At 73.0% G+C, this 19,113-nt stretch carries 15 protein-coding genes; 6 read left to right on the top strand and 9 right to left on the bottom strand.

Annotation, left to right across the window (positions count from 1 at the left end):
- Positions 1 to 60 precede the first annotated feature (60 nt).
- Positions 61 to 1,503, top strand: a complete 1,443-nt coding sequence (locus J116_RS09090; RefSeq protein WP_023586778.1) for an AI-2E family transporter — start codon at positions 61 to 63, stop codon at positions 1,501 to 1,503.
- Positions 1,500 to 2,360: a hypothetical protein gene (locus tag J116_RS09085; protein WP_023586777.1), complete on the top strand. Its 861-nt coding sequence runs from the start codon at positions 1,500 to 1,502 to the stop codon at positions 2,358 to 2,360. Before J116_RS09090 ends, J116_RS09085 begins: the two co-directional genes overlap by 4 nt.
- Positions 2,361 to 2,441: 81 nt before the next feature.
- On the opposite strand, the gene J116_RS09080 is transcribed toward J116_RS09085, so the two are convergent.
- Positions 2,442 to 2,981, bottom strand: coding sequence for an alkyl hydroperoxide reductase (locus tag J116_RS09080; RefSeq protein ID WP_023586776.1), 540 nt, complete (start codon positions 2,979 to 2,981; stop codon positions 2,442 to 2,444).
- Positions 2,982 to 3,004: 23 nt separating this feature from the next.
- A complete protein-coding gene (locus J116_RS09075) occupies positions 3,005 to 3,559 on the bottom strand; it encodes a peroxiredoxin (RefSeq protein WP_023586775.1) in 555 nt (184 codons plus the stop codon).
- Positions 3,560 to 3,689: 130 nt separating this feature from the next.
- On the opposite strand from J116_RS09075, the gene J116_RS09070 reads away from it, so the two are divergent.
- Positions 3,690 to 4,670 carry a hydrogen peroxide-inducible genes activator gene (locus J116_RS09070; RefSeq protein WP_023586774.1) on the top strand — a complete coding sequence of 327 codons (981 nt, stop codon included), beginning with the start codon at positions 3,690 to 3,692 and terminating at the stop codon, positions 4,668 to 4,670.
- A gap of 81 nt (positions 4,671 to 4,751) precedes the next feature.
- On the opposite strand, the gene J116_RS09065 is transcribed toward J116_RS09070, so the two are convergent.
- From J116_RS09065 to J116_RS09055, 3 genes are all read right to left on the bottom strand, one after another.
- Entirely contained in the window at positions 4,752 to 5,717 is a 966-nt protein-coding gene (locus J116_RS09065; RefSeq protein ID WP_051203689.1) for an endonuclease/exonuclease/phosphatase family protein, read from the bottom strand.
- A gap of 309 nt (positions 5,718 to 6,026) precedes the next feature.
- Positions 6,027 to 6,293: a hypothetical protein gene (locus tag J116_RS09060; protein ID WP_023586772.1), complete on the bottom strand. Its 267-nt coding sequence runs from the start codon at positions 6,291 to 6,293 to the stop codon at positions 6,027 to 6,029.
- Entirely contained in the window at positions 6,290 to 7,270 is a 981-nt protein-coding gene (locus J116_RS09055) for an SPFH domain-containing protein (RefSeq protein WP_079147879.1), read from the bottom strand. The genes J116_RS09060 and J116_RS09055 overlap by 4 nt, the downstream gene beginning before the upstream one ends.
- Before the next feature lie 248 nt (positions 7,271 to 7,518).
- On the opposite strand from J116_RS09055, the gene J116_RS09050 reads away from it, so the two are divergent.
- Positions 7,519 to 9,771: a transglycosylase domain-containing protein gene (locus J116_RS09050; protein WP_023586770.1), complete on the top strand. Its 2,253-nt coding sequence runs from the start codon at positions 7,519 to 7,521 to the stop codon at positions 9,769 to 9,771.
- Between the two features lie 71 nt (positions 9,772 to 9,842).
- Here J116_RS09050 and J116_RS09045 read toward each other — a convergent pair whose 3' ends face one another.
- The 3 genes from J116_RS09045 to J116_RS09035 form a co-directional block, all read right to left on the bottom strand.
- Positions 9,843 to 12,080 carry a SpoIIE family protein phosphatase gene (locus J116_RS09045; protein WP_023586769.1) on the bottom strand — a complete coding sequence of 746 codons (2,238 nt, stop codon included), beginning with the start codon at positions 12,078 to 12,080 and terminating at the stop codon, positions 9,843 to 9,845.
- 245 nt (positions 12,081 to 12,325) lie between these two features.
- Positions 12,326 to 13,117, bottom strand: coding sequence for a cytidylyl-2-hydroxypropylphosphonate hydrolase (fomD, locus tag J116_RS09040; protein ID WP_023586768.1), 792 nt, complete (start codon positions 13,115 to 13,117; stop codon positions 12,326 to 12,328).
- Between the two features lie 112 nt (positions 13,118 to 13,229).
- Positions 13,230 to 14,693: a class II fumarate hydratase gene (locus J116_RS09035; protein WP_023586767.1), complete on the bottom strand. Its 1,464-nt coding sequence runs from the start codon at positions 14,691 to 14,693 to the stop codon at positions 13,230 to 13,232.
- Between the two features lie 105 nt (positions 14,694 to 14,798).
- On the opposite strand from J116_RS09035, the gene J116_RS09030 reads away from it, so the two are divergent.
- Positions 14,799 to 16,337 carry a ricin-type beta-trefoil lectin domain protein gene (locus tag J116_RS09030; RefSeq protein ID WP_023586766.1) on the top strand — a complete coding sequence of 513 codons (1,539 nt, stop codon included), beginning with the start codon at positions 14,799 to 14,801 and terminating at the stop codon, positions 16,335 to 16,337.
- A gap of 202 nt (positions 16,338 to 16,539) precedes the next feature.
- Here the strand turns inward: J116_RS09030 and J116_RS09025 are convergent, their stop codons facing one another.
- A complete protein-coding gene (locus J116_RS09025) occupies positions 16,540 to 18,216 on the bottom strand; it encodes a fumarate hydratase (RefSeq protein ID WP_023586765.1) in 1,677 nt (558 codons plus the stop codon).
- A gap of 138 nt (positions 18,217 to 18,354) precedes the next feature.
- Between J116_RS09025 and J116_RS09020 the strand changes: the two genes are divergently transcribed.
- Positions 18,355 to 19,053: a DUF1707 SHOCT-like domain-containing protein gene (locus J116_RS09020; protein ID WP_023586764.1), complete on the top strand. Its 699-nt coding sequence runs from the start codon at positions 18,355 to 18,357 to the stop codon at positions 19,051 to 19,053.
- Positions 19,054 to 19,113: the final 60 nt, after the last annotated feature.

Genomic DNA, 19,113 nt, shown 5'->3' with positions numbered 1-19,113 from the left:
GTGCGTGTACGGTCGGGTAGCCGGAGAACCGGGGGACTGGTGGGGGGAGCAGGGAAGGTCATGTCGAGAGTGCCAGGGTGGCTCGGCCGGCTGGGTGCCGGACTGAGCCGGATGGGACAGCGGCTGGAGGAGCGCCGCGCACAGGCGGAGGCGGAGGCGGAGGCGGAGACCGACGCCGCGATCGGCGTACCCCCCTCCGGCGCCCTGCCGGGCAAGCCGTCCGCCGCGGCACCGGGCCCCACGGACGCCTCCGGGGCGGTGCCCGCGGACAGTCCAGGGCCCGGCATCGTGCCCGCGCCCCCCGCGTACGCGCCCGCCGTCGCCGCCCGCCCCGACCCCGCGGCCGCCGTCCCCTGGGGGATGCGCGTCGCCGCCGAGGCGGGCTGGCGGCTGCTCGTCCTCGCCGGGACGCTGTGGGTGGTCATGAAGGTCATCAGCGCGGTGCAGCTGGTCGTGCTCGCCTTCGTCGCCGCGCTCCTCATCACCGCCCTGCTCCAGCCGACCGTCAGCCGGCTGAAGGGGCTCGGGCTGCCGCGCGGGCTCGCCACGGCCCTCACCGCCGTCACCGGCTTCGTCATCATGGGCCTCGTCGGCTGGTTCGTCGTCTGGCAGGTCATGGACAACCTCGGCAACGTCTCCGCGCGCGTGCGGGACGGCATCGAGGAGCTGAAGCGCTGGGCGCTCGACAGCCCGTTCCATGTGACCGAGAGTCAGATCAACGAGATCGCGGAGAACCTCAGCGACACGATCGGCACCAACACCGAGGAGATCACCTCCGCCGGTCTCACCGGCGTCACCGTCATGGTCGAGGTGATGACCGGGATACTGCTCGCGATGTTCTCCACCCTCTTCCTGCTCTACGACGGGAAGAAGGTCTGGCAGTGGTTCCTCAAGCTGGTGCCCGCCCAGGCACGCCCCGGCGTCGCGGGCGCGGGGCCGCGCGCCTGGCGCACCCTCACCGCGTATGTGCGCGGCACGGTCATCGTCGCGCTGATCGACGCCATCTTCATCGGGCTCGGCATCTACTTCCTCGACGTGCCGCTCGCCGTCCCGCTCGGCGTGTTCATCTTCCTGTTCGCCTTCATCCCGCTGGTCGGCGCGGTGATCTCCGGCGCCCTCGCGGTGGTCGTCGCGCTCGTCACCAACGGCGTGTTCACGGCGCTGATGGTCCTCCTCGTGGTGCTCGCCGTGCAGCAGATCGAGGGGCACGTCCTCCAGCCGTTCATCCTCGGCCGGGCCGTGCGGGTGCATCCGCTGGCCGTCGTGCTGGCCGTCGCCGCGGGCGGGCTCGTCGCGGGCATCGGCGGCGCCGTCGTGGCCGTCCCCCTGGTCGCCGTCACCAACACGGTCGTCGGCTTCCTGCGCGCGTACAGCGAGGAGCAGGTCCTGCGCCGCCTCGCCACCGTCCCGGCGGTCGGACCCCCGCCGGGCGGGACCGTGACCGGGGGAGGCGCACCGGGCGGAGCCGCGACCGGCGGGCAAGAGCGGCCGGATACCGAGTGATATCCGAACCCGAACTCCTCGACGACGCCGGTGAGCCCCTGCGCCCCGGCACGCCGCACCCGGACCCGCACGGACCGGGCCGGGACGGCATCCCGTACGGCTCGGGCGGCGGCGGTCTTGAGGGCGGCGGCCCGTACGGGACCGGGGGCGGCGCCCCGTACGGCTCCCACCCGCGCGAGGGCGGAGCCCCGGCGGGCGGGGCGCGCTGGGAACGGTACCGGCGGCCCTGGGTGTGGACGCTCGCCGGGGCCCTGGGCGCGTCCGTGCTGTGGGCGGGCGGCCTCGCCGCGTACCGGACGGGCGGCCCGGACCTCGACGGCTACCGGACGGCACCCTCCCTGTGCGCCGAGGCGCCGCTGTCGGCGCTGGTCACCGCGCTCGGCAAGCGCGGCGCCACCACGGACGCGCAGGCGTACACGCACCCGGCGCTCGACCGGTCGTACTGCTCGGTGCACCTGGGCGAGCACCCGACCGCGTACGAGGTGAGCCTCCGCTACGAGCTGCACCGGAAGACCGACCCGGGCCCGGAGTTCGAGGCGCTGCACCGCGAGCCCTACACCTCGGGCGAGCCCGCTCCGGAACCGGTGCCGGGGCTGGGCGAGAAGGCGTACTTCAGCGTCAGCGGCGGAACGTACGCCGATCTCCTCGTCCTGGACGGGCCCGTCGTGCTCGCCCTGTCCGTCAGCACGATCGCGGAGTACGTCGACGACACGGGCCCACCGCCGGGACAGCCGACGCACGCGCCGCTCGACGGGGTGAAGGAGTTCCTGGTCGAGGACGCGCGGGAACTGCTGAAGCGCCTGAGGTCCGCGCCGCCCCCGGACCACCCGGCCACCCCGTCGTCCGGGGCCCGGTAGCGCGGCGGACATGGAAGGGGGCCCCACCGGCAGTCGATGCCGGTGGGGCCCCTTCCATGTCTGTCGCGTACGGCCGGCCGATTACTCGGCGGCGGACAGGACCGCTTCCGCGTCCAGCGTCGCGCCGACCGCCTGGATGACCGCGGCGATCTTGAACGCCTCCTGGATCGTGTCGCGCTCCATACCCGCCTTGCGCAGCACCTGCTCGTGCGAGTCGAGGCACTGGCCGCAGCCGTTGATCGCGGAGACCGCGAGCGACCACAGCTCGAAGTCGACCTTCTCCACGCCCGGGTTGCCGATGACGTTCATCCGCAGACCGGCGCGCATCGTGCCGTACTCCGGGTCGGAGAGGAGGTGACGCGTCCGGTAGAAGACGTTGTTCATCGCCATGATGGCGGCGGCCGACTTGGCCGCCTCGTACGCCTCGGGCTTGAGGTTCTCCCTCGCCTCCGGCTCCAGCTCCGCCAGCACCTTCGGGGAGCGCGAGGCGATCGCGCACGCCAGGACGGTGCCCCACAGCTGCTGCTGCGGGAGGTCGCTGTTGCCGATGACCGAGCCGAGGTTCAGCTTCAGGTCCTTCGCGTAGTCCGGGATGGCGGACTTCAGGGCGTCAAGAGACATGGTGATTCACTCGTTCCGGTTGGTTACTCGCCGGCCAGCAGCTTGACCGGGTCGAGGGTGTCCTCGCCCTTGGTCCAGTTGCAGGGGCACAGCTCGTCGGTCTGGAGGGCGTCCAGGACCCGCAGGACCTCCTTGGGGTTACGGCCCACGGAGCCGGCGGTCACCATGGCGAACTGGATCTCGTTGTTCGGGTCGACGATGAAGACGGCGCGCTGCGCGAAGCCGTCCTCGCCCTCGACGCCGCACGCCTGCATCAGCTCGTGCTTGGAGTCGGCGAGCATCGGGAAGGGCAGGTCACGCAGGTCGGCGTGGTCCTTGCGCCAGGCGTGGTGGACGAACTCCGAGTCGCCCGAGACGCCGAGGATCTGGGCGTCGCGGTCCGCGAACTCGTCGTTCAGCTTGCCGAACGCGGCGATCTCGGTCGGGCACACGAAGGTGAAGTCCTTCGGCCAGAAGAACACCACGCGCCACTTGCCCTCGTAGGACTTGTGGTCGATCTGCGCGAACTCCTTGCCGCTCTCGAGCGACACACAGGCGGTCAGGTCGTACGTGGGGAACTGGTCACCGACAGTGAGCACACGCTCTCCTAGTGGCGGGGACGTCCCTTGTGAGGACATCCGTGGAGGTTGGACGACCGCCAGCATGGCACGGCGTGCATTGATCAGTGAAATAGCTAGACTGGGTCGCGTTGATCGAAGGTGGTTATCAGTGGTCTCCCCCGCACAGTCCGCACATAATTCCGCACAAAAGGGTAAACAGCCGAGTCTGGCGCAGCTCCGGGCGTTCGCCGCGGTCGCCGAACATCTCCACTTCCGGGACGCCGCCGCCGCCATAGGCATGAGCCAGCCCGCGCTCTCGGGCGCGGTTTCGGCTCTCGAAGAGGCACTCGGTGTCCAGCTCCTTGAGCGTACGACGCGTAAGGTGCTGCTCTCACCGGCGGGGGAGCGGCTCGCGGTCCGCGCCAAGGCGGTGCTGGACGCGGTCGGGGAGCTGCTGGAGGAGGCGGAGGCCGTACGGGCTCCGTTCACGGGCGTGCTGCGGCTCGGGGTGATCCCGACGGTCGCGCCCTATCTGCTGCCGACGGTCCTGCGGCTGGTCCACGGCCGGTACCCGGACCTGGACCTCCAGGTCCACGAGGAGCAGACGTACTCGCTGCTGGAGGGGCTGGCGTCCGGGCGGCTCGACGTGCTGCTCCTCGCGGTGCCGCTGGGCGTGCCGGGTATCACGGAGCTGCCGCTGTTCGACGAGGACTTCGTGCTGGTCACGCCCGACGACCATCCGCTGGGCGGCCGTACCGACATCCCGCGCGACGCCCTGCGGGAGCTGCATCTGCTGCTGCTGGACGAGGGGCACTGCCTGCGCGACCAGGCCCTCGACATCTGCCGGGAGGCCGGGCGCACGGACGGCGCGGCGGTCACCACGACGGCGGCGGGTCTCTCGACGCTGGTGCAGCTGGTCGCGGGCGGGCTTGGCGTGACGCTGCTGCCGCGTACGGCGGTGAAGGTCGAGACCGGGCGCAACCCGAGCCTGGTGACGGGCCACTTCGCGGACCCGGCCCCGTCGCGCCGGGTCGCCCTCGCGATGCGCACGGGAGCGGCCAGGGCGGCCGAGTTCCAGGAGCTCGCCGAGGCCCTGCGCGGCGCCCTGGCGTCACTGCCGGTACGGGTGCTGTCGGCGGACGCCCGGTAGGCGCGGGGCGGGTGGACCGACGGGACTCACGCGAGCGGAGGCGGGCGGGGCGTGCCCGGCGTCCGCCCCGCTCACCCGTCGCTACCCGTGGACGAGGCGGGCGGCGACCGGCAGGTGGTCGGAGCCGGTCGGGGGCAGTGTCCAGACGTGGGTGACCTCGCTGCCGCGGGCCAGGACCTGGTCGATACGGGCGAGCGGCGCCGACGCGGGCCAGCTGAACGCCAGCCCCGTGCCCGCCGTGTCGAGGCGCGAGGTCAGGGGCCGCAGCCCCCGGTCGTCCACCGTGCCGTTGAGGTCGCCGAGCAGCACCACCCGGTCCAGCCGTTCGGCGGCGAGGGCGGCGCCCAGCAGCTCCGCGCTCTCGTCCCGGCGGGCCGCGTCGAAACCGTGCCGCGCGGTGAGCCGTACGGACGGCAGGTGCGCCACGTACACGGCGACCTCACCGCGCGAGGTGGCCGCCGTGGCCCGCAGTCCGCGCCGCCACCCCTCGTCCACGCCGTGCGGCCGGATGTCCAGGGCGCGCACGTCGGTGAGGGGGTGCGCCGACCAGAGGCCGACCGTGCCGCGCACCTCGTGGTGCGGGTATTGGGCCGAGAGCGCCGCCCGGTACGCGGGCAGCGCCTCCCGTGTGACCTCCTGGAGGGCTATCAGGTCCGGGCGTGCGGCCGCCAGCGCGCGTGCCGTACCGGCAGGGTCGGGGTTCTCGTCGCTGACGTTGTGCTGGACCACCGTGAGGTCGTGCCGTTCGCCGGGGCCGGGCAGCAGCAGCACCCCGAAGTGCCCGCCCCAGGCCATCAGCGGCAGCAGCGCCGCGAGCAGCGCGGTGGCCGAGCGCCGCACGAGCGCGGCGCCCACGAGCACCGGCACGGCCAGCCCCAGCCACGGCAGGAACGTCTCCAGCAGGCTTCCCGGGCGCCCGGGCAGATCGGGCACGGTCGCGTGGAAGACGATCAGCCAGGCGACGAGCGCGGCGGCCCCCGCCACGACGCGCCCGCGCGTCCAGGCCGACCGCCCCCGGGCGTCCCGCCCCCATCCGACCCCCCGCACCACCGGCCACCCCCGTCCCGCACGTCCGTGTCCGCCGCCGCCCTGCCCCCGCTCACGACGACGCCCCGGCTCCCGGCCCGGTTCCTCCCGCGCCCATGAGCCCCGGCGAACGGCTCACCGACGCCCCGCACCCCGGGTACCTACGCCGCGCCTCACCGGTCCGGCGGAGCCCGGTACACCGACGCGCCGCCCCGCCTCTCGGGCCGCCGAGCCCCGGATGCCGACGCGCCGCAAGCCCGCCGGCCCACAGCGGCGCCCGAGCGGGGCGGGCAGCCTCAGCCGCCCACCCCGCTCGCCCCCCGTACGGCGCTACTCGCCGCCCCCGCGCCGGGGCTCGGGCGGCTCCCGGGCCGGACCGCCCTCCGGCGGCGGGGTCTGTTTCGGCGGGCGGCCCCGGCGGGGCAGGGGCGCCGGGGCGGCCGGGAGGCGGCCGGCCTCCGCCAGGGCCCTGCGCAGCAGGAACTCGATCTGGGAGTTCGCACTGCGCAGCTCGTCCGACGCCCAGCGCGCCAGCGCCTCGTACACCGCCGGGTCGAGGCGGAGGAGTACCTGCTTGCGCTCGCGGCGGGCCGTCACTGGTAGAGCGTGCCCGTGTTGACGATCGGCTGGGCCGAGCGGTCACCGCACAGCACCACCATCAGGTTGGAGACCATGGCCGCCTTCCGCTCCGGGTCCAGTTCCACTATGTCGCGCTCCGCGATCCGGTCCAGGGCCAGCTCGACCATGCCGACCGCGCCCTCCACGATCTTCTGCCGGGCCGCCACCATGGCACCGGCCTGCTGCCGCTGGAGCATCGCCGAGGCGATCTCCGGAGCGTACGCGAGGTGCGTGAAGCGCGACTCGATGACGCGGACACCCGCCGCCTCCACGCGCGCGTGGAGCTCCGCCGCGAGCTTCTCGGTGATCTCCTCGGCGTTGCCGCGCAGCGACAGGCCCTCCTCGTCGTGCGCGTCGTACGGGTACTCGATCGCGATGTGCCGGACCGCCGCCTCCGTCTGCGTGGAGACGAACTGCTCGAAGTCGTCCACCTCGAACATGGCCTGCGCCGTGTCCTCCACCCGCCACACGACGACCGCGGCCAGCTCGATCGGGTTGCCGTACGCGTCGTTGACCTTCATGACGGCCGTCTCGTGGTTCCGCACGCGCGTCGAGATCGCCACCCGGGACGTCAGCGGGTTCACCCAGCGCAGCCCGTCCGTGCGGACCGTGCCCCGGTACCGCCCGAACAGCTGCACCACCCGCGCCTCGCCGGGCGCCACCATGTTCAGCCCGCACATCGCGAACAGCGCCCCGAGGCCCACCACGACCCCCAGCGCGATCAGACCGGCCCGCGCGGCCGTCGACGTGTCCTCCGGGACCGCCGTCCCCGCGACGACGAGGCACACCCCCGCCGCAAGCCCGACCAGGCCGGACAGCAGCGCGACACCCCCGCCCACGCTGTACGCCGTGAACTCCCGCACCCGCGGACGCGCCGCCTCCGCGGCCACCGAACCCGCGGCCCCCGTGGCCGCACCCGCGACCGGGGCCGTGCTCGCACCCGTCGTCTTGGACATGATCCCCCCGTTCCCCATGCTCTCTCCGATGAAGCAAAGTGATATCACTTTATCGCTTCTCGCAACCTTGTCCACCCCCCGTGAGTCGGTTCCTGTGGGAACGGGTGCTGATTCTCACGTCCGGAAAAGACAGGACCCGTTGGTCTACGTCGGCTGCCGCGGGTTAGCTTGCTGAGCTGATCCGGGCGTGGGGACCGGAACGCGACGGACCAACCGGACGAACATCGACCAACGGGAGCGACGGAGCCATGGGCCGAGGGGAAGCGCGACGGTCCCGGCAGCGCGGGGCGCGCCGGGAACAGGGGAGTCGCGGAGGCATACGCCGCTTCTTCACTTGGCGGAAGCTGCTGGGCACGTTCTTCGTGTTCTGCCTGCTGTCGATGGGCGGCTTCTACGCCGTCTACCTGCTCGTACCGGTCCCCACCGCCAACGCCGAGGCGGTGCTCCAGAGCAACGTCTACAAGTACTCCGACGGTTCGATCCTCGCCCGCAGCGGCAAGGTCAACCGCTCCATCGTCGGCCTCGACAAGATCCCCGACCCGGTCGAGAAGGCCTTCGTCGCGGCGGAGAACAAGACCTTCTACGAGGACTCCGGCGTCGACTTCAAGGGCACCGCCCGCGGCGTGATCAACACGGTCACCGGCAAGGGCAAGCAGGGCGGCTCGACCATCACCCAGCAGTACGTCAAGAACTACTACCTGGACCAGAGCCAGACCGTCTCCCGCAAGCTCAAGGAGCTGGTGATCTCCCTCAAGGTGGACCAGCGCAAGAGCAAGGACGAGATCCTCGCCGGGTACCTCAACACCAGCTACTACGGCCGCGGCGCCTACGGCATCCAGGCAGCCGCGCAGGCGTACTACGGCGTCGACGCCGGAAAGCTGACCGTCGAGCAGGGCGCCTACCTCGCCGCGCTGCTCCAGGCGCCCAGCCAGTACGACTGGACGTCCGCGACGCCCACCGGCCGCAAGCTGGTCACCGAGCGCTGGAACTACGTCCTGGACAACATGGTCGAGGAGAGGTGGCTCGACCCGGCCGAGCGCGCCGGCATGGACTTCCCCGAGCCGCAGGCGCCCAGGCCCGCCCCCGGCATGGAGGGCCAGACCGGCTACCTGGTCGCCGCCGCCAACCAGGAGCTGATCCGCCAGGGCGTCCCCGAGGAGCACATCACCGCGGGCGGCTGGACGATCACCCTCACCGTCGACAAGAAGCGCCAGAAGGAGCTCGTCGAGGCCGTCGACGAGCAGCTGGAGAGCAAGCTCGACCGCGACGGCGACAAGGTGGACTCCACCGTCCAGGCGGGCGCGACCTCCGTCGATCCGAAGACGGGGCACGTCGTCGCCCTGTACGGCGGCGTCGGCGCGACCGAGCACTGGATGTCCAACGCCACGCGCCGCGACTACCAGCCGGCCTCCACGTTCAAGCCGCTCGTCCTCGCCTCCGCCCTGGAGAACGCCTCGGAGACGCAGGACGGCCGCCGGATCGGCGTCAACACGGTGTACGACGGCACCAGCCGCCGTCCCGTCGAGGGCAGCGACACCCCGTTCTCCCCGGAGAACGAGGACGACCGCAGCTACGGCCCGGTCACCGTCCAGCGCGCCATGAACAAGTCGATCAACTCGGTGTTCGCGCAGATGATCGTGGACGTCGGCCCGGGCAAGGTGAAGAAGACCGCCCTCGACCTCGGCATGAAGGACAGCGAGGCGTTCGTGGAGGCGCCCGCGATGTCGCTGGGCGTCATGGGCGCCTCCACCTGGGACATGGCCGGGGTGTACGCCACGCTCGACAACCACGGCAAGAAGGTCACACCGTCGATCGTGAAGTCCGCGGAGCACAAGGACCGCGCGGTCGAGCCCGCCGAGCCGATCGGCCCGCAGGTCATCAGCCGCCAGACCGCCGACACGGTCACCTCCGTCCTGACCGGCGTCGTCAAGGAGGGCTCCGGCCGCGCCGCGAACACCTCCGCGTACCAGGCGGCGGGCAAGACCGGTACGTCGGAGAACAACAAGTCCGCGTGGTTCGCCGGGTACACGCCCGAACTGGCAACCGTCGTCGCCCTGTTCGGCGAGGACGCCGAGAAGGGCACCCAGGTCACGCTGACCGGCACCGCCAACTCGGGCCGCGCCAACGGCGGCGGCTTCCCCGCCCGCATCTGGGCCGACTACACGCTGGACGCCCTCGGCGGCGGCTCCGACGCGCGGTTCGACCTGGACGTCCTGGAGGTCGCGGGGCCCGAGCCGGAGCCCAGCACCTCGGCCTCCGAGAGCGCGTCGCCGTCCGCTTCGCCGAGCGACGAGCCGGACGAGCCGACGAGCTCGCCGTCCTCCAGCGCGCCGACCGGTGGTACGCCGACCTCGCAGAGCCCGACGGCCGACGAGCCGACCCCACCCACGCAGTCCCCGTCGTCCTCCGCGTCGGCGAGTCCCGATCCGGGCGGCAGCGGCGACCCGGGCACGGACCCGGTCACGGACCCCGGCTTCGTCAACGACAAGCCCAGGCAGTAACCGAACCGACGAGGGGAGGTGGCCGGAAGCCCGCCAGGGCACCGGCCGCCCCCCTTTCGTCGTTCGACGCCTCAGGACCGCGTCGGCAGCTCGAACCAGACGACCTTCCCGGTGGACAGCCGTGTCGCACCCCACCGGCGCGCCAGCCGGTTCACCAGGAACAGGCCGCGCCCGCCCTCGTCGGTGTCCCGCGCCCGCCGCTGCCGCGGCAGCTGCGGCGAGTCGTCGCCCACCTCGCAGCGCAGCACGTCGGTGCGCAGCAGCCGCAGCGTCACCGGCCGCGACGCGTACCGCACGGCGTTGGTGACGACCTCGCTGACCAGCAGCTCCACCGAGTCGTTGAGCTCCTCCAGGCCCCAGCGGGCCAGCGCCCTGCGGGCCAGCCTGCGGGCCCGGCCCGGCGCCGCGTCCTCCGGCTCCAGGAACCAGTACGCCACGTCGCTCGGCGTTATCCCGTCGAAGCGGGCCGCCAGCAGCGCGATGTCGTCGTCCCGGTCGCCGGGCCCGAGCATGTCGAGCACGTCGTCGCAGAGCGCCTCCAGCGGCGGCGGATGGTCCGGGCCCGTGAGCTGCGCGGTCGCCGCGAGCCGCTCCCGCAGCTGCTCGATCCCGGTCCACACGTCCCGCAGCCGGGACTCGACCAGACCGTCCGTGTACAGCAGCAGCGTCGCGCCCGCGGGGGCGTCCAGCTCGACCGCCTCGAAGTCCACGCCGCCGACGCCGATCGGCGCGCCCGGCGGGACCCGCAGCACCTCCGCCCGGCCGCCCAGGTGGAGGAGTATCGGCGGCGGATGGCCCGCGTTGGCGATGGTGATGCGGTGCGCTACCGGGTCGTACACCGCGTACAGGCAGGTCGCCATGCGGTTCTCGCCGAGCCGCTGCGCCTGCTCGTCCAGGTGGTGCAGGACCTCCTGCGGCGGCAGGTCGAGCCCGGCGAGGGTCTGCGCCGTCGTCCGCAGCTGCCCCATGATCGCGGCCGAGGTCATGGAGTGGCCCATGACGTCGCCCACGACGAGCGCGACCCGGCTGCCGGGCAGCGGGATCGCGTCGTACCAGTCGCCGCCGACCCGCGCGGTCTCCGCGGCCGGCAGGTACCGCGACGCCAGCCGCACCCCGGTCGGCTGCGGCAGGTTCTCCGGGAGCATCGTCCGCTGCAGTTCGTCGGCGATGTACGCCTCCCGCCCGTACAGCACCGCCTTGTCGATGCCGAGCGCCGTGTGCGTGGCCAGCTGCGCCGCCACCAGCAGGTCGTTCGGCTCGAACGGGGCGCGGTCCGGGCGGCGCAGGAACACGGCGGCGCCGATCACCCGGCGGCGGCCGCGCAGCGGCGCGAGGATCGCCCGGTGCCCGGCGGGTACGGAAGGCCCCTCGCCGAGCAGTTCCGGCAGCGCGGCGCGGGCGGCCGCGGAGTCGCCGAACACCGGCCGCACCCCGCGCAGCACCTCCGCCAGGTGCCCGCCGGGGCGGACCTCGCACAGCTCGGCCGCCGGGCTCTGCTCGACGTCCGGCGCCACGGCCGTCCCCGCGGGAAGCAGGCCCAGGTCACCGGGGTCGTCCTCCGTTAAACGCAGCCGGTCCGCGCGGCGCAGCCGCAGTACGAACGGGTCCACGGGCCGCTCGTCGCCGACCGGCAGCGGGTCGCGCAGGTACACCAGGATCGCGTCGGCGAACGTCGGCACGGTCGCCCGGCACAGCCCCAGCACGATCTCGTCCAGGTCGATGCCGCGCGCGATCCGCCGCGTCGCCGCGCCCACGAACCGCAGCCGGTCGCCCTCGCGCCGCGCGGTCCCCACCGGGTCCTGCGGCACACCGGCGGAGGCCGCCGTGCCACCACCACCGGCCCCGCCGCCCCCCGCGGGACCACTGCCCGCCGGGCCGCCACCTGTAGCGCCGTCGCCCGCGGGCGCGTCGGACTGCGCGGGCACGCGGGCGGCGGCACCCGCCGGGGCGCCGCCGCCCGGGGCGCCGCATGTGGCGGGACGTTCCGGCTCGGCGTCCGTACGGGCCCTCGCCTGGGCGTCGCCGTGCGCGGCGCCCGCAGCCCTGCGGGTGGCGGACGCGGACCTGGCCGTACGGGACGCCCCGCGCGCCGCGTTGGCGGTGCGGGGCCCGTCCGGGTCGTCCGGCGGCGCCGCGGGTCCCGGCTGGGCCGGTACGGGACCGGTGCCGGGGTGCGGCCTGCCGTGCGGGGGCGCGGCCACGGCGGCGTCGTCGGCGGGCCCGGGGGCCTCCTGCCGGGGCCGGGTGCGTTCCTGCGGCCGGGCAGCGAGCGGCTGCCTGCCTTCGTGGGAGGTGGGATGCTCCGTCACGCGTGGGATTCCGTCCGTCCGGGCCGGGTGGGCGATGCAATCGCTCTGTCAGGCGCTATACCCGCTCTGAGCGCGGCGTCGACAAGGGACGGCGGACCCGTGCGCACCTCGGGCACGGCTCCACCCCCTCGTAGGTGACTTACGGTCAGTTCCTGTTCCGTACTCGGTCGTTGCTGCTGCGGTGCCTGGTCGGCGCCCGGCGGAGGACGATCCTACGGTTACCCCCCAGGGGCGTATCAAGGGTCTCACGGTGCCATGCGCGCCGGGGTGTGATCCCAGTCGGCCGGCAGCTCGGGAACGGGCCAGCCCGGGTCGGGGCGCCAGTTCTCCCAGCCGTCCGCGAACGGCGGGCCCCACGCCCGGATCACCTCCACGGCCGCCTCGCCCGCCTCCCGCACCCGCCGAGCCTGGGCCGCGTCCATGAGCCCGGCGCGCTGGGCCTCCGCGAACTCGTCCTCGTCCCGCCACAGCCAGCTGCGGTCCGGGTAGACGGAGATGTCGAGGAAGTGGTCCTCGGAGTCCACGCCCCCGGACCACCGCACGCGCGGCGCCTCCAGGTTGACGTACCAGCTGCGGAACTCCCAGCCCTCGTCCCAGAACAGCCACACCGACCACGGGTCCTGGGGCCGGGCCAGCTTCAGCACGCCCATGCCGGCCCACCGGGTGAGGGCGGTGGTGCGGGGCGCGGTGTAGCGGGTGGCCAGCGGCTCCGCGTACACGGGGCTGCCGTCCGCCAGCACGGGCCTGACGCACTCGGTGCCGGGGGCCATCCAGACGGCCAGCAGGTCCGGGGTGTCCTGGACGACGGTCACCGGGCGGCAGATGTGGACGTGGCCGTCGCCGTTGTCCCGGTAGCGCCACAGGATCCGGTCACCGGGCGCCCAGCGCGGCACCCGGACGCGATCGGCGGCACCCGCGCCCGTACCGGCCCCGCCCGGTGCCGGTACGGGGGCGGCCTGCGTCCCCGGGGCCGGTACGGACTGTGCCTGCGGCGCCGCCCCGGCCTCCGGCGCCGAACCTGTCGTCTCCGCTGTCATGCGCAGATCTTAGGGCCGCGCGCGGCGGCGCGTCCGCGATCCAGGTCACGGACGGATCACCGCCCATCCGTTCGACACCGCAGGTCAGAGGCGGTACGGGCAGGGGCGGCGGTCAGGGGCGGGTCATCCGCAGGACGTCGAGAGCCTCGTCGAGCTGTTCGAGCGTCAGATCGCCCCGCTCCACGTACCCGCCCTCCAGCACCACCTCGCGGATCGTCTTCCGCTCGGCCAGCGACCGCTTGGCGACCTTCGCCGCCTCCTCGTACCCGATGTACCGGTTGAGCGGGGTCACCACGGACGGCGACGACTCGGCGTACTCGCGGGCCCGCTCGGCGTTGGCGGTGATCCCGTCCACCGTGCGGTCGGCGAGGAGCCGCGCCGCATTGGCGAGCAGGCGGATGGACTCCAGCAGGTTCTTCGCCATGACCGGGAGCATCACGTTGAGCTCGAAGTTCCCGGCCGCGCCCGCCGTCGCCACCGTCGCGTCGTTGCCCACGACCTGCGCGGCGACCATCAGGACCGCCTCGGGGACGACCGGGTTCACCTTGCCCGGCATGATGGACGAGCCGGGCTGGAGGTCCGGCAGGTTGATCTCGGCCAGTCCGGTGCGCGGCCCGGACGCCATCCACCGCAGATCGTTGGCGATCTTGGTGAGGGAGACCGCGATCGTACGGAGCTGGCCCGACGTCTCGACCAGCCCGTCCCGCGCGCCCTGCGCCTCGAAGTGGTCGCGCGCCTCGGTCAGCGGCAGCCCCGTGTCCCGCGCCACCTCCGCGATGACGGCGGCGGAGAACCCGGGCGGCGTGTTGATGCCCGTACCGACCGCCGTACCGCCCAGCGGCAGCTCCGCCAGGCGCGGCAGGGAGGCACGCAGCCGCTCCACGCCGTACCGCACCTGCGCCGCGTAGCCGCCGAACTCCTGACCGAGCGTCACCGGCGTGGCGTCCATCAGGTGCGTGCGGCCGGACTTGACGACCTCCGCGAATTCGGCTGATTTTCGCCCCAGCGCGGCCGCCAGATGGTCGAGCGCCGGGATCAGCTCACCGGTCACGGCGGCGGTCGCCGCGATGTGGATGGACGAGGGGAACACGTCGTTCGACGACTGCGACGCGTTGACGTGGTCGTTGGGGTGGACCGACCGGCCGCCGCCGAGCCGCTCGGTCGCGAGGGTGGCGAGGACCTCGTTCATGTTCATGTTGGACGAGGTGCCCGAGCCGGTCTGGAAGACGTCGACCGGGAAGTGGTCGTCCCACCGGCCCTCCACGACCTCCGCCGCGGCCGCCCGTACCGCCTCGGCGATGTCCGCGTCCAGGACGCCCAGCTCCGCGTTCACCGTGGCCGCCGCCGCCTTGATCCGGGCCAGCGCCGCGATGTGCGCCCGCTCCAGACGCTGGCCGGAGACGGGGAAGTTCTCCACCGCCCGCTGGGTCTGCGCCCGCCACTTGGCGTGGACGGGGACCCGCACCTCGCCCATCGAGTCGTGCTCGACCCGGGAACCGCCGCTCCCGCCGCCCAGGCCGTCGCCGCTCCCGCCGCCGCTCAGGCCGTCGTCGCGCCGCCCGCTCGTGTCCGTCATCGTCCCAACCTCCCGTAAAAGTTGAGCACTTGTCTTGTTCGCTCTATTCCCAAGTGCTTTACCGGCCAGTAAAAACCGTGGGTAACCCCACTTCCAGGAGGCGCAATGGCGCGCACCAGACTGAAACTCGTATGCGCGGCAGCCGTCGCCGCGCTCGCCGCCACCCTCGGCGGAACCGCCGCCGCCCCGCCCGTGACGGCGGCAGGCACCCCCTCGGCGGCGACCGCCGCACGGACCGTCAGCTCCACGCCGCTCCCCGCGGAGCTGGAACGCGTCCGCGCGGCCGAGGCCACCGCCCTGTACGGCAGCCCCGACGAGCGGCCCCTCACCGAACGCAAGACCGCCCTCGTCTCCCTCGGCGACAGCGAGATCTCCGGCGAGGGCGTCGGCGTGTACGAGCCCGGCACCGACGGCCCCGACAACTGGTGCCACCGCTCACCCGACGCGGCGATCCACCGCACCGGCATCCCCGCCGACGTCACCTACAACGTCTCCTGCTCCGGCGCCGCCACCCCGAACATCCGCGTCGGCGGCACCAAGCAGTACGCCGACGAACTCGTCCAGAGCGACAACCTCGCCGTCAAGGCCCGCAACACCCGCGTCAAGATGATCCTCCTCGTCGCCGGGGCCAACGACGACCTCCAGTTCGGGCCCGTCATGACGGACTGTGTCACCCGGTACGTCCTCCTCCAGGGCCCCTGCGAGCCGAAGTACGCGCCGACCTGGCAGAACCGCGTCGACGGCCTCGTCCCCAAGGTCGAGCAGACCGTCCGCGACCTGCGCACCGTCATGCGCGACGCCGGATACGCCGACGGCGACTACCGGCTCGTGGTGATGAGCTACCCCAGCCCCATCGGCCCCGACTTCCGTGACAACCCCGACTTCCCCGGCAAGCTCGCCTGCGGCGGCCTCGGGTACGACTCCGACACGACCTGGGGCCGCAACACCGCCGTACCCGCGTTCGAGCGCGGCATTCGCACCGCCGCCGCGAACACCGGCGCCGTCTATCTCGACGCCTCCCGCCTCTTCCACGGCCACGAGGTCTGCATGGACCAGGCCTGGGCGCGCGGCTTCTTCGTGGACACGTCCAAGTTCCCCTGGGACGAGAACTCCGTCCGCCAGTCCTTCCACCCCAACAAGGCGGGCCACGCCGCGTTCGCGTCCTGCCTGACCCAGCTGCACGCGGCCGGGGTGCGCGAGGCGAGCTGCGCCGACCCCGCCTCCACCGGCAAGCCGGTCCTCGTCCCCGGCGCCTGGGACGACAAGTTCGCCCCGCTCCGCAACGCCGCCACCGGAACCTGCGTGGACGTCACCGGCGCCACCACCCGCAACGGCACCGCCGTCGTCGGCTGGGACTGCCACGGCGGCCGCAACCAGGGCTGGTGGTACGACCCCGCGCGCGGCTCCGTCCACACCGAGCTCACCCACGACCGCTGCCTCGACGTGCCGGAGTCCCGGTACAGCGCGGGCACGGCCCTGATCGTCTGGAACTGCTCGGGCGCGGGCAACCAGAAGTTCGTCCGCGAGGCGGGCACCCTCCGCCCGGCCGCCGCCCCGCACCTGTGCGCCACCCTCGCGTCCGCCAAGGACCCGCTGCGCCTCCAGCCCTGCACCACGGGCGCCGCGAACCAGCGATTCGCCTGACCCCCGACCGCGTACACCCGTACGCACGCGTACATCCCCGTACGCACGCCACGCCTCCGCCCGGTGCCCGGCACCGCGCGGGGGCGTGCCTCCGTTCAGCGCGCCGCCGCCCGTCGCCGAGGCGGCTCCACCCCTCCCGGGGGAGACGGGAGAGCCCCCGGCGGGCTCGCCGGGGGCTCTCGGTCACGTCACGCGCGCGGGGTCAGCCGAGACCGGGACCGCGTACCGGGATCGACGTGAACGTCGGGGCCGGGGCCGGGTCCTTGAAGAAGTCGTTGCCCTTGTCGTCCACCACGATGAACGCCGGGAAGTCCTCGACCTCGATCTTCCAGACCGCCTCCATGCCGAGCTCCTCGTACTCGACGACCTCGACCTTCTTGATGCAGTCCTGCGCCAGCCGCGCCGCCGGGCCGCCGATGGAGCCCAGGTAGAAGCCGCCGTGCGCGGCGCACGCGTCGGTCACCTGCTGGGAGCGGTTGCCCTTCGCCAGCATGACCTTCGAGCCGCCCGCCGCCTGGAACTGCTCCACGTACGAGTCCATGCGCCCGGCCGTCGTCGGGCCGAACGACCCGGAGGCGTACCCCTCGGGCGTCTTCGCCGGGCCCGCGTAGTACACGGGGTGGTCCTTCAGGTACTGCGGCATCTCCTCGCCCGCGTCGAGCCGCTCCTTGATCTTGGCGTGCGCGATGTCGCGCGCCACGACCAGCGGGCCGGTCAGCGACAGGCGGGTCTTGACCGGGTACTTGCTCAGCTCGGCCAGGATGTCGTCCATCGGCTGGTTCAGGTCGATCCTGACGACGTCGCCTTCCTCGGCGAGCTGCTCGTCCGTCGTGTCCGGCAGGAAGCGCGCCGGGTCGGTCTCCAGCTGCTCCAGGAAGACGCCCTCGGCGGTGATCTTCGCGACGGCCTGGCGGTCGGCCGAGCAGGAGACGGCGATGGCGACCGGGCAGGACGCGCCGTGGCGCGGCAGGCGCACCACGCGCACGTCGTGGCAGAAGTACTTGCCGCCGAACTGCGCGCCGATGCCGATCTTCTGCGTCAGCTCGAAGACCTTCTCCTCCAGCTCCTTGTCGCGGAAGCCGTGGCCGAGGACCGAGCCCTCCTCGGGCAGCTCGTCCAGGTAGTGCGCGGAGGCGTACTTGGCGGTCTTCAGTGCGAACTCGGCGGACGTGCCGCCCACGACGATCGCCAGGTGGTACGGCGGGCAGGCCGCCGTGCCGAGGGAACGGATCTTCTCCTCCAGGAACTTCATCATGGAGGCCTCGTTCAGGACGGCCTTCGTCTCCTGGTACAGGAACGACTTGTTGGCCGAGCCGCCGCCCTTCGCCATGAAGAGGAACTTGTACGCGCCGCCGTCCGTCGCGTACAGCTCGATCTGCGCCGGGAGGTTGGAGCCGGTGTTCTTCTCCTCCCACATGGTCAGCGGCGCCATCTGCGAGTACCGCAGGTTCAGCTTGGTGTACGCGTCGAAGACGCCCCGCGACAGGGCCTCCTCGTCACGGCCCCCGGTCAGCACGTTCTGGCCGCGCTTGCCCATGACGATCGCCGTGCCGGTGTCCTGGCACATCGGCAGGACGCCGGCGGCGGCGATGTTGGCGTTCTTCAGCAGGTCCAGCGCCACGAACTTGTCGTTCGCCGACGCCTCCGGGTCGTCGATGATCTTCCGGAGCTGCGCGAGGTGCGCGGGGCGCAGGTAGTGCTGGATGTCGTGGATGGCCTCCTCGGCGAGCTTGCGCAGCGCCTCCGGCTCCACCTTGAGGAACGTCCGCCCGTCGGCCTCGAAGGTGGACACCCCCTCCGAGGTCACCAGTCGGTACGGCGTGGTGTCCTCTCCCAGGGGGAGCAGATCGGAGTACGCAAACTCTGGCATGACGGCCATTCCTCACTCGGCAGACAGCGGCGCGGCCTCCCTTGGCAACGCGTCCACAAGCGTAGAACGCCGCCGCACGCCCCCGGCTGTGAGGTAAGGCTCATCCAGCCCTAGTCGCGATCTATCGCGTTTCGCTACGCTGAGGCCGTGGACCTCGAGAAGCAGCCCCAGAAGCAGCCCGACCCCCGCGCCCCGCAGTCCGCCGCCCCGGGGTCCGCCCCGGCGATGCGCGCGTCGGACGCCGACCGCGACCGGGTCGCCGACATCCTCGGGAACGCGCTGGCCGAGGGGCGGCTCGACGCCGAGGAGCACGGCGAGCGCATCGACGCGGTGTACCGGGCGAAGACCCTCGCCGAGCTGGAACCGATCGTCAGCGACCTGCCCGCCCAGACCGCCCCCGCAGGGCCCCGCCCCGCCGCGGCGCCCGCGGCGTACGACCCGGCCGGCGCCGCGGGCCAGGAGGACCGGCTGGTCGCCGTCTTCTCCAGCACCACCCTCCGGGGCCGCCGCAGGATCGGGCCCCGCACCACCGCGTTCTCCCTCTTCGGCAACATCGAGATCGACCTCACCGAGGCCACCTTCACCCAGCGCCTCACCACCATCGACGCCACCTCGGTGTTCGGCAACGTGGAGATCCGCGTCCCCGAGAACGTGTCGCTGCGCGGCACCGGCGGCGGCGTCTTCGGCAACTTCGAGGTGAAGACGTCGGAGGCCGAGGACCCGGAGGCCCCCGTCGTGGTCGTCAACGGCTACTCGGTCTTCGGCAACGTGGAGGCCCGCCCCAAGCGCGGCAAGCGCGTCGCCGACCTGCTCCACGACAAGCTCCGCAAGCACCTCGGCCACTGAGACCACCGGGGTCGCGGGGGCGGCCGTCGGCCGACCGTCGAATTTCGGCCGTACCGCGTC

The organism is Streptomyces thermolilacinus SPC6 (genome assembly GCF_000478605.2).
Lineage (GTDB): Bacteria > Actinomycetota > Actinomycetes > Streptomycetales > Streptomycetaceae > Streptomyces > Streptomyces thermolilacinus.
Note: the sequence above shows the minus strand (reverse complement) of the source record. Positions and strands in the feature narration are given on the sequence as shown.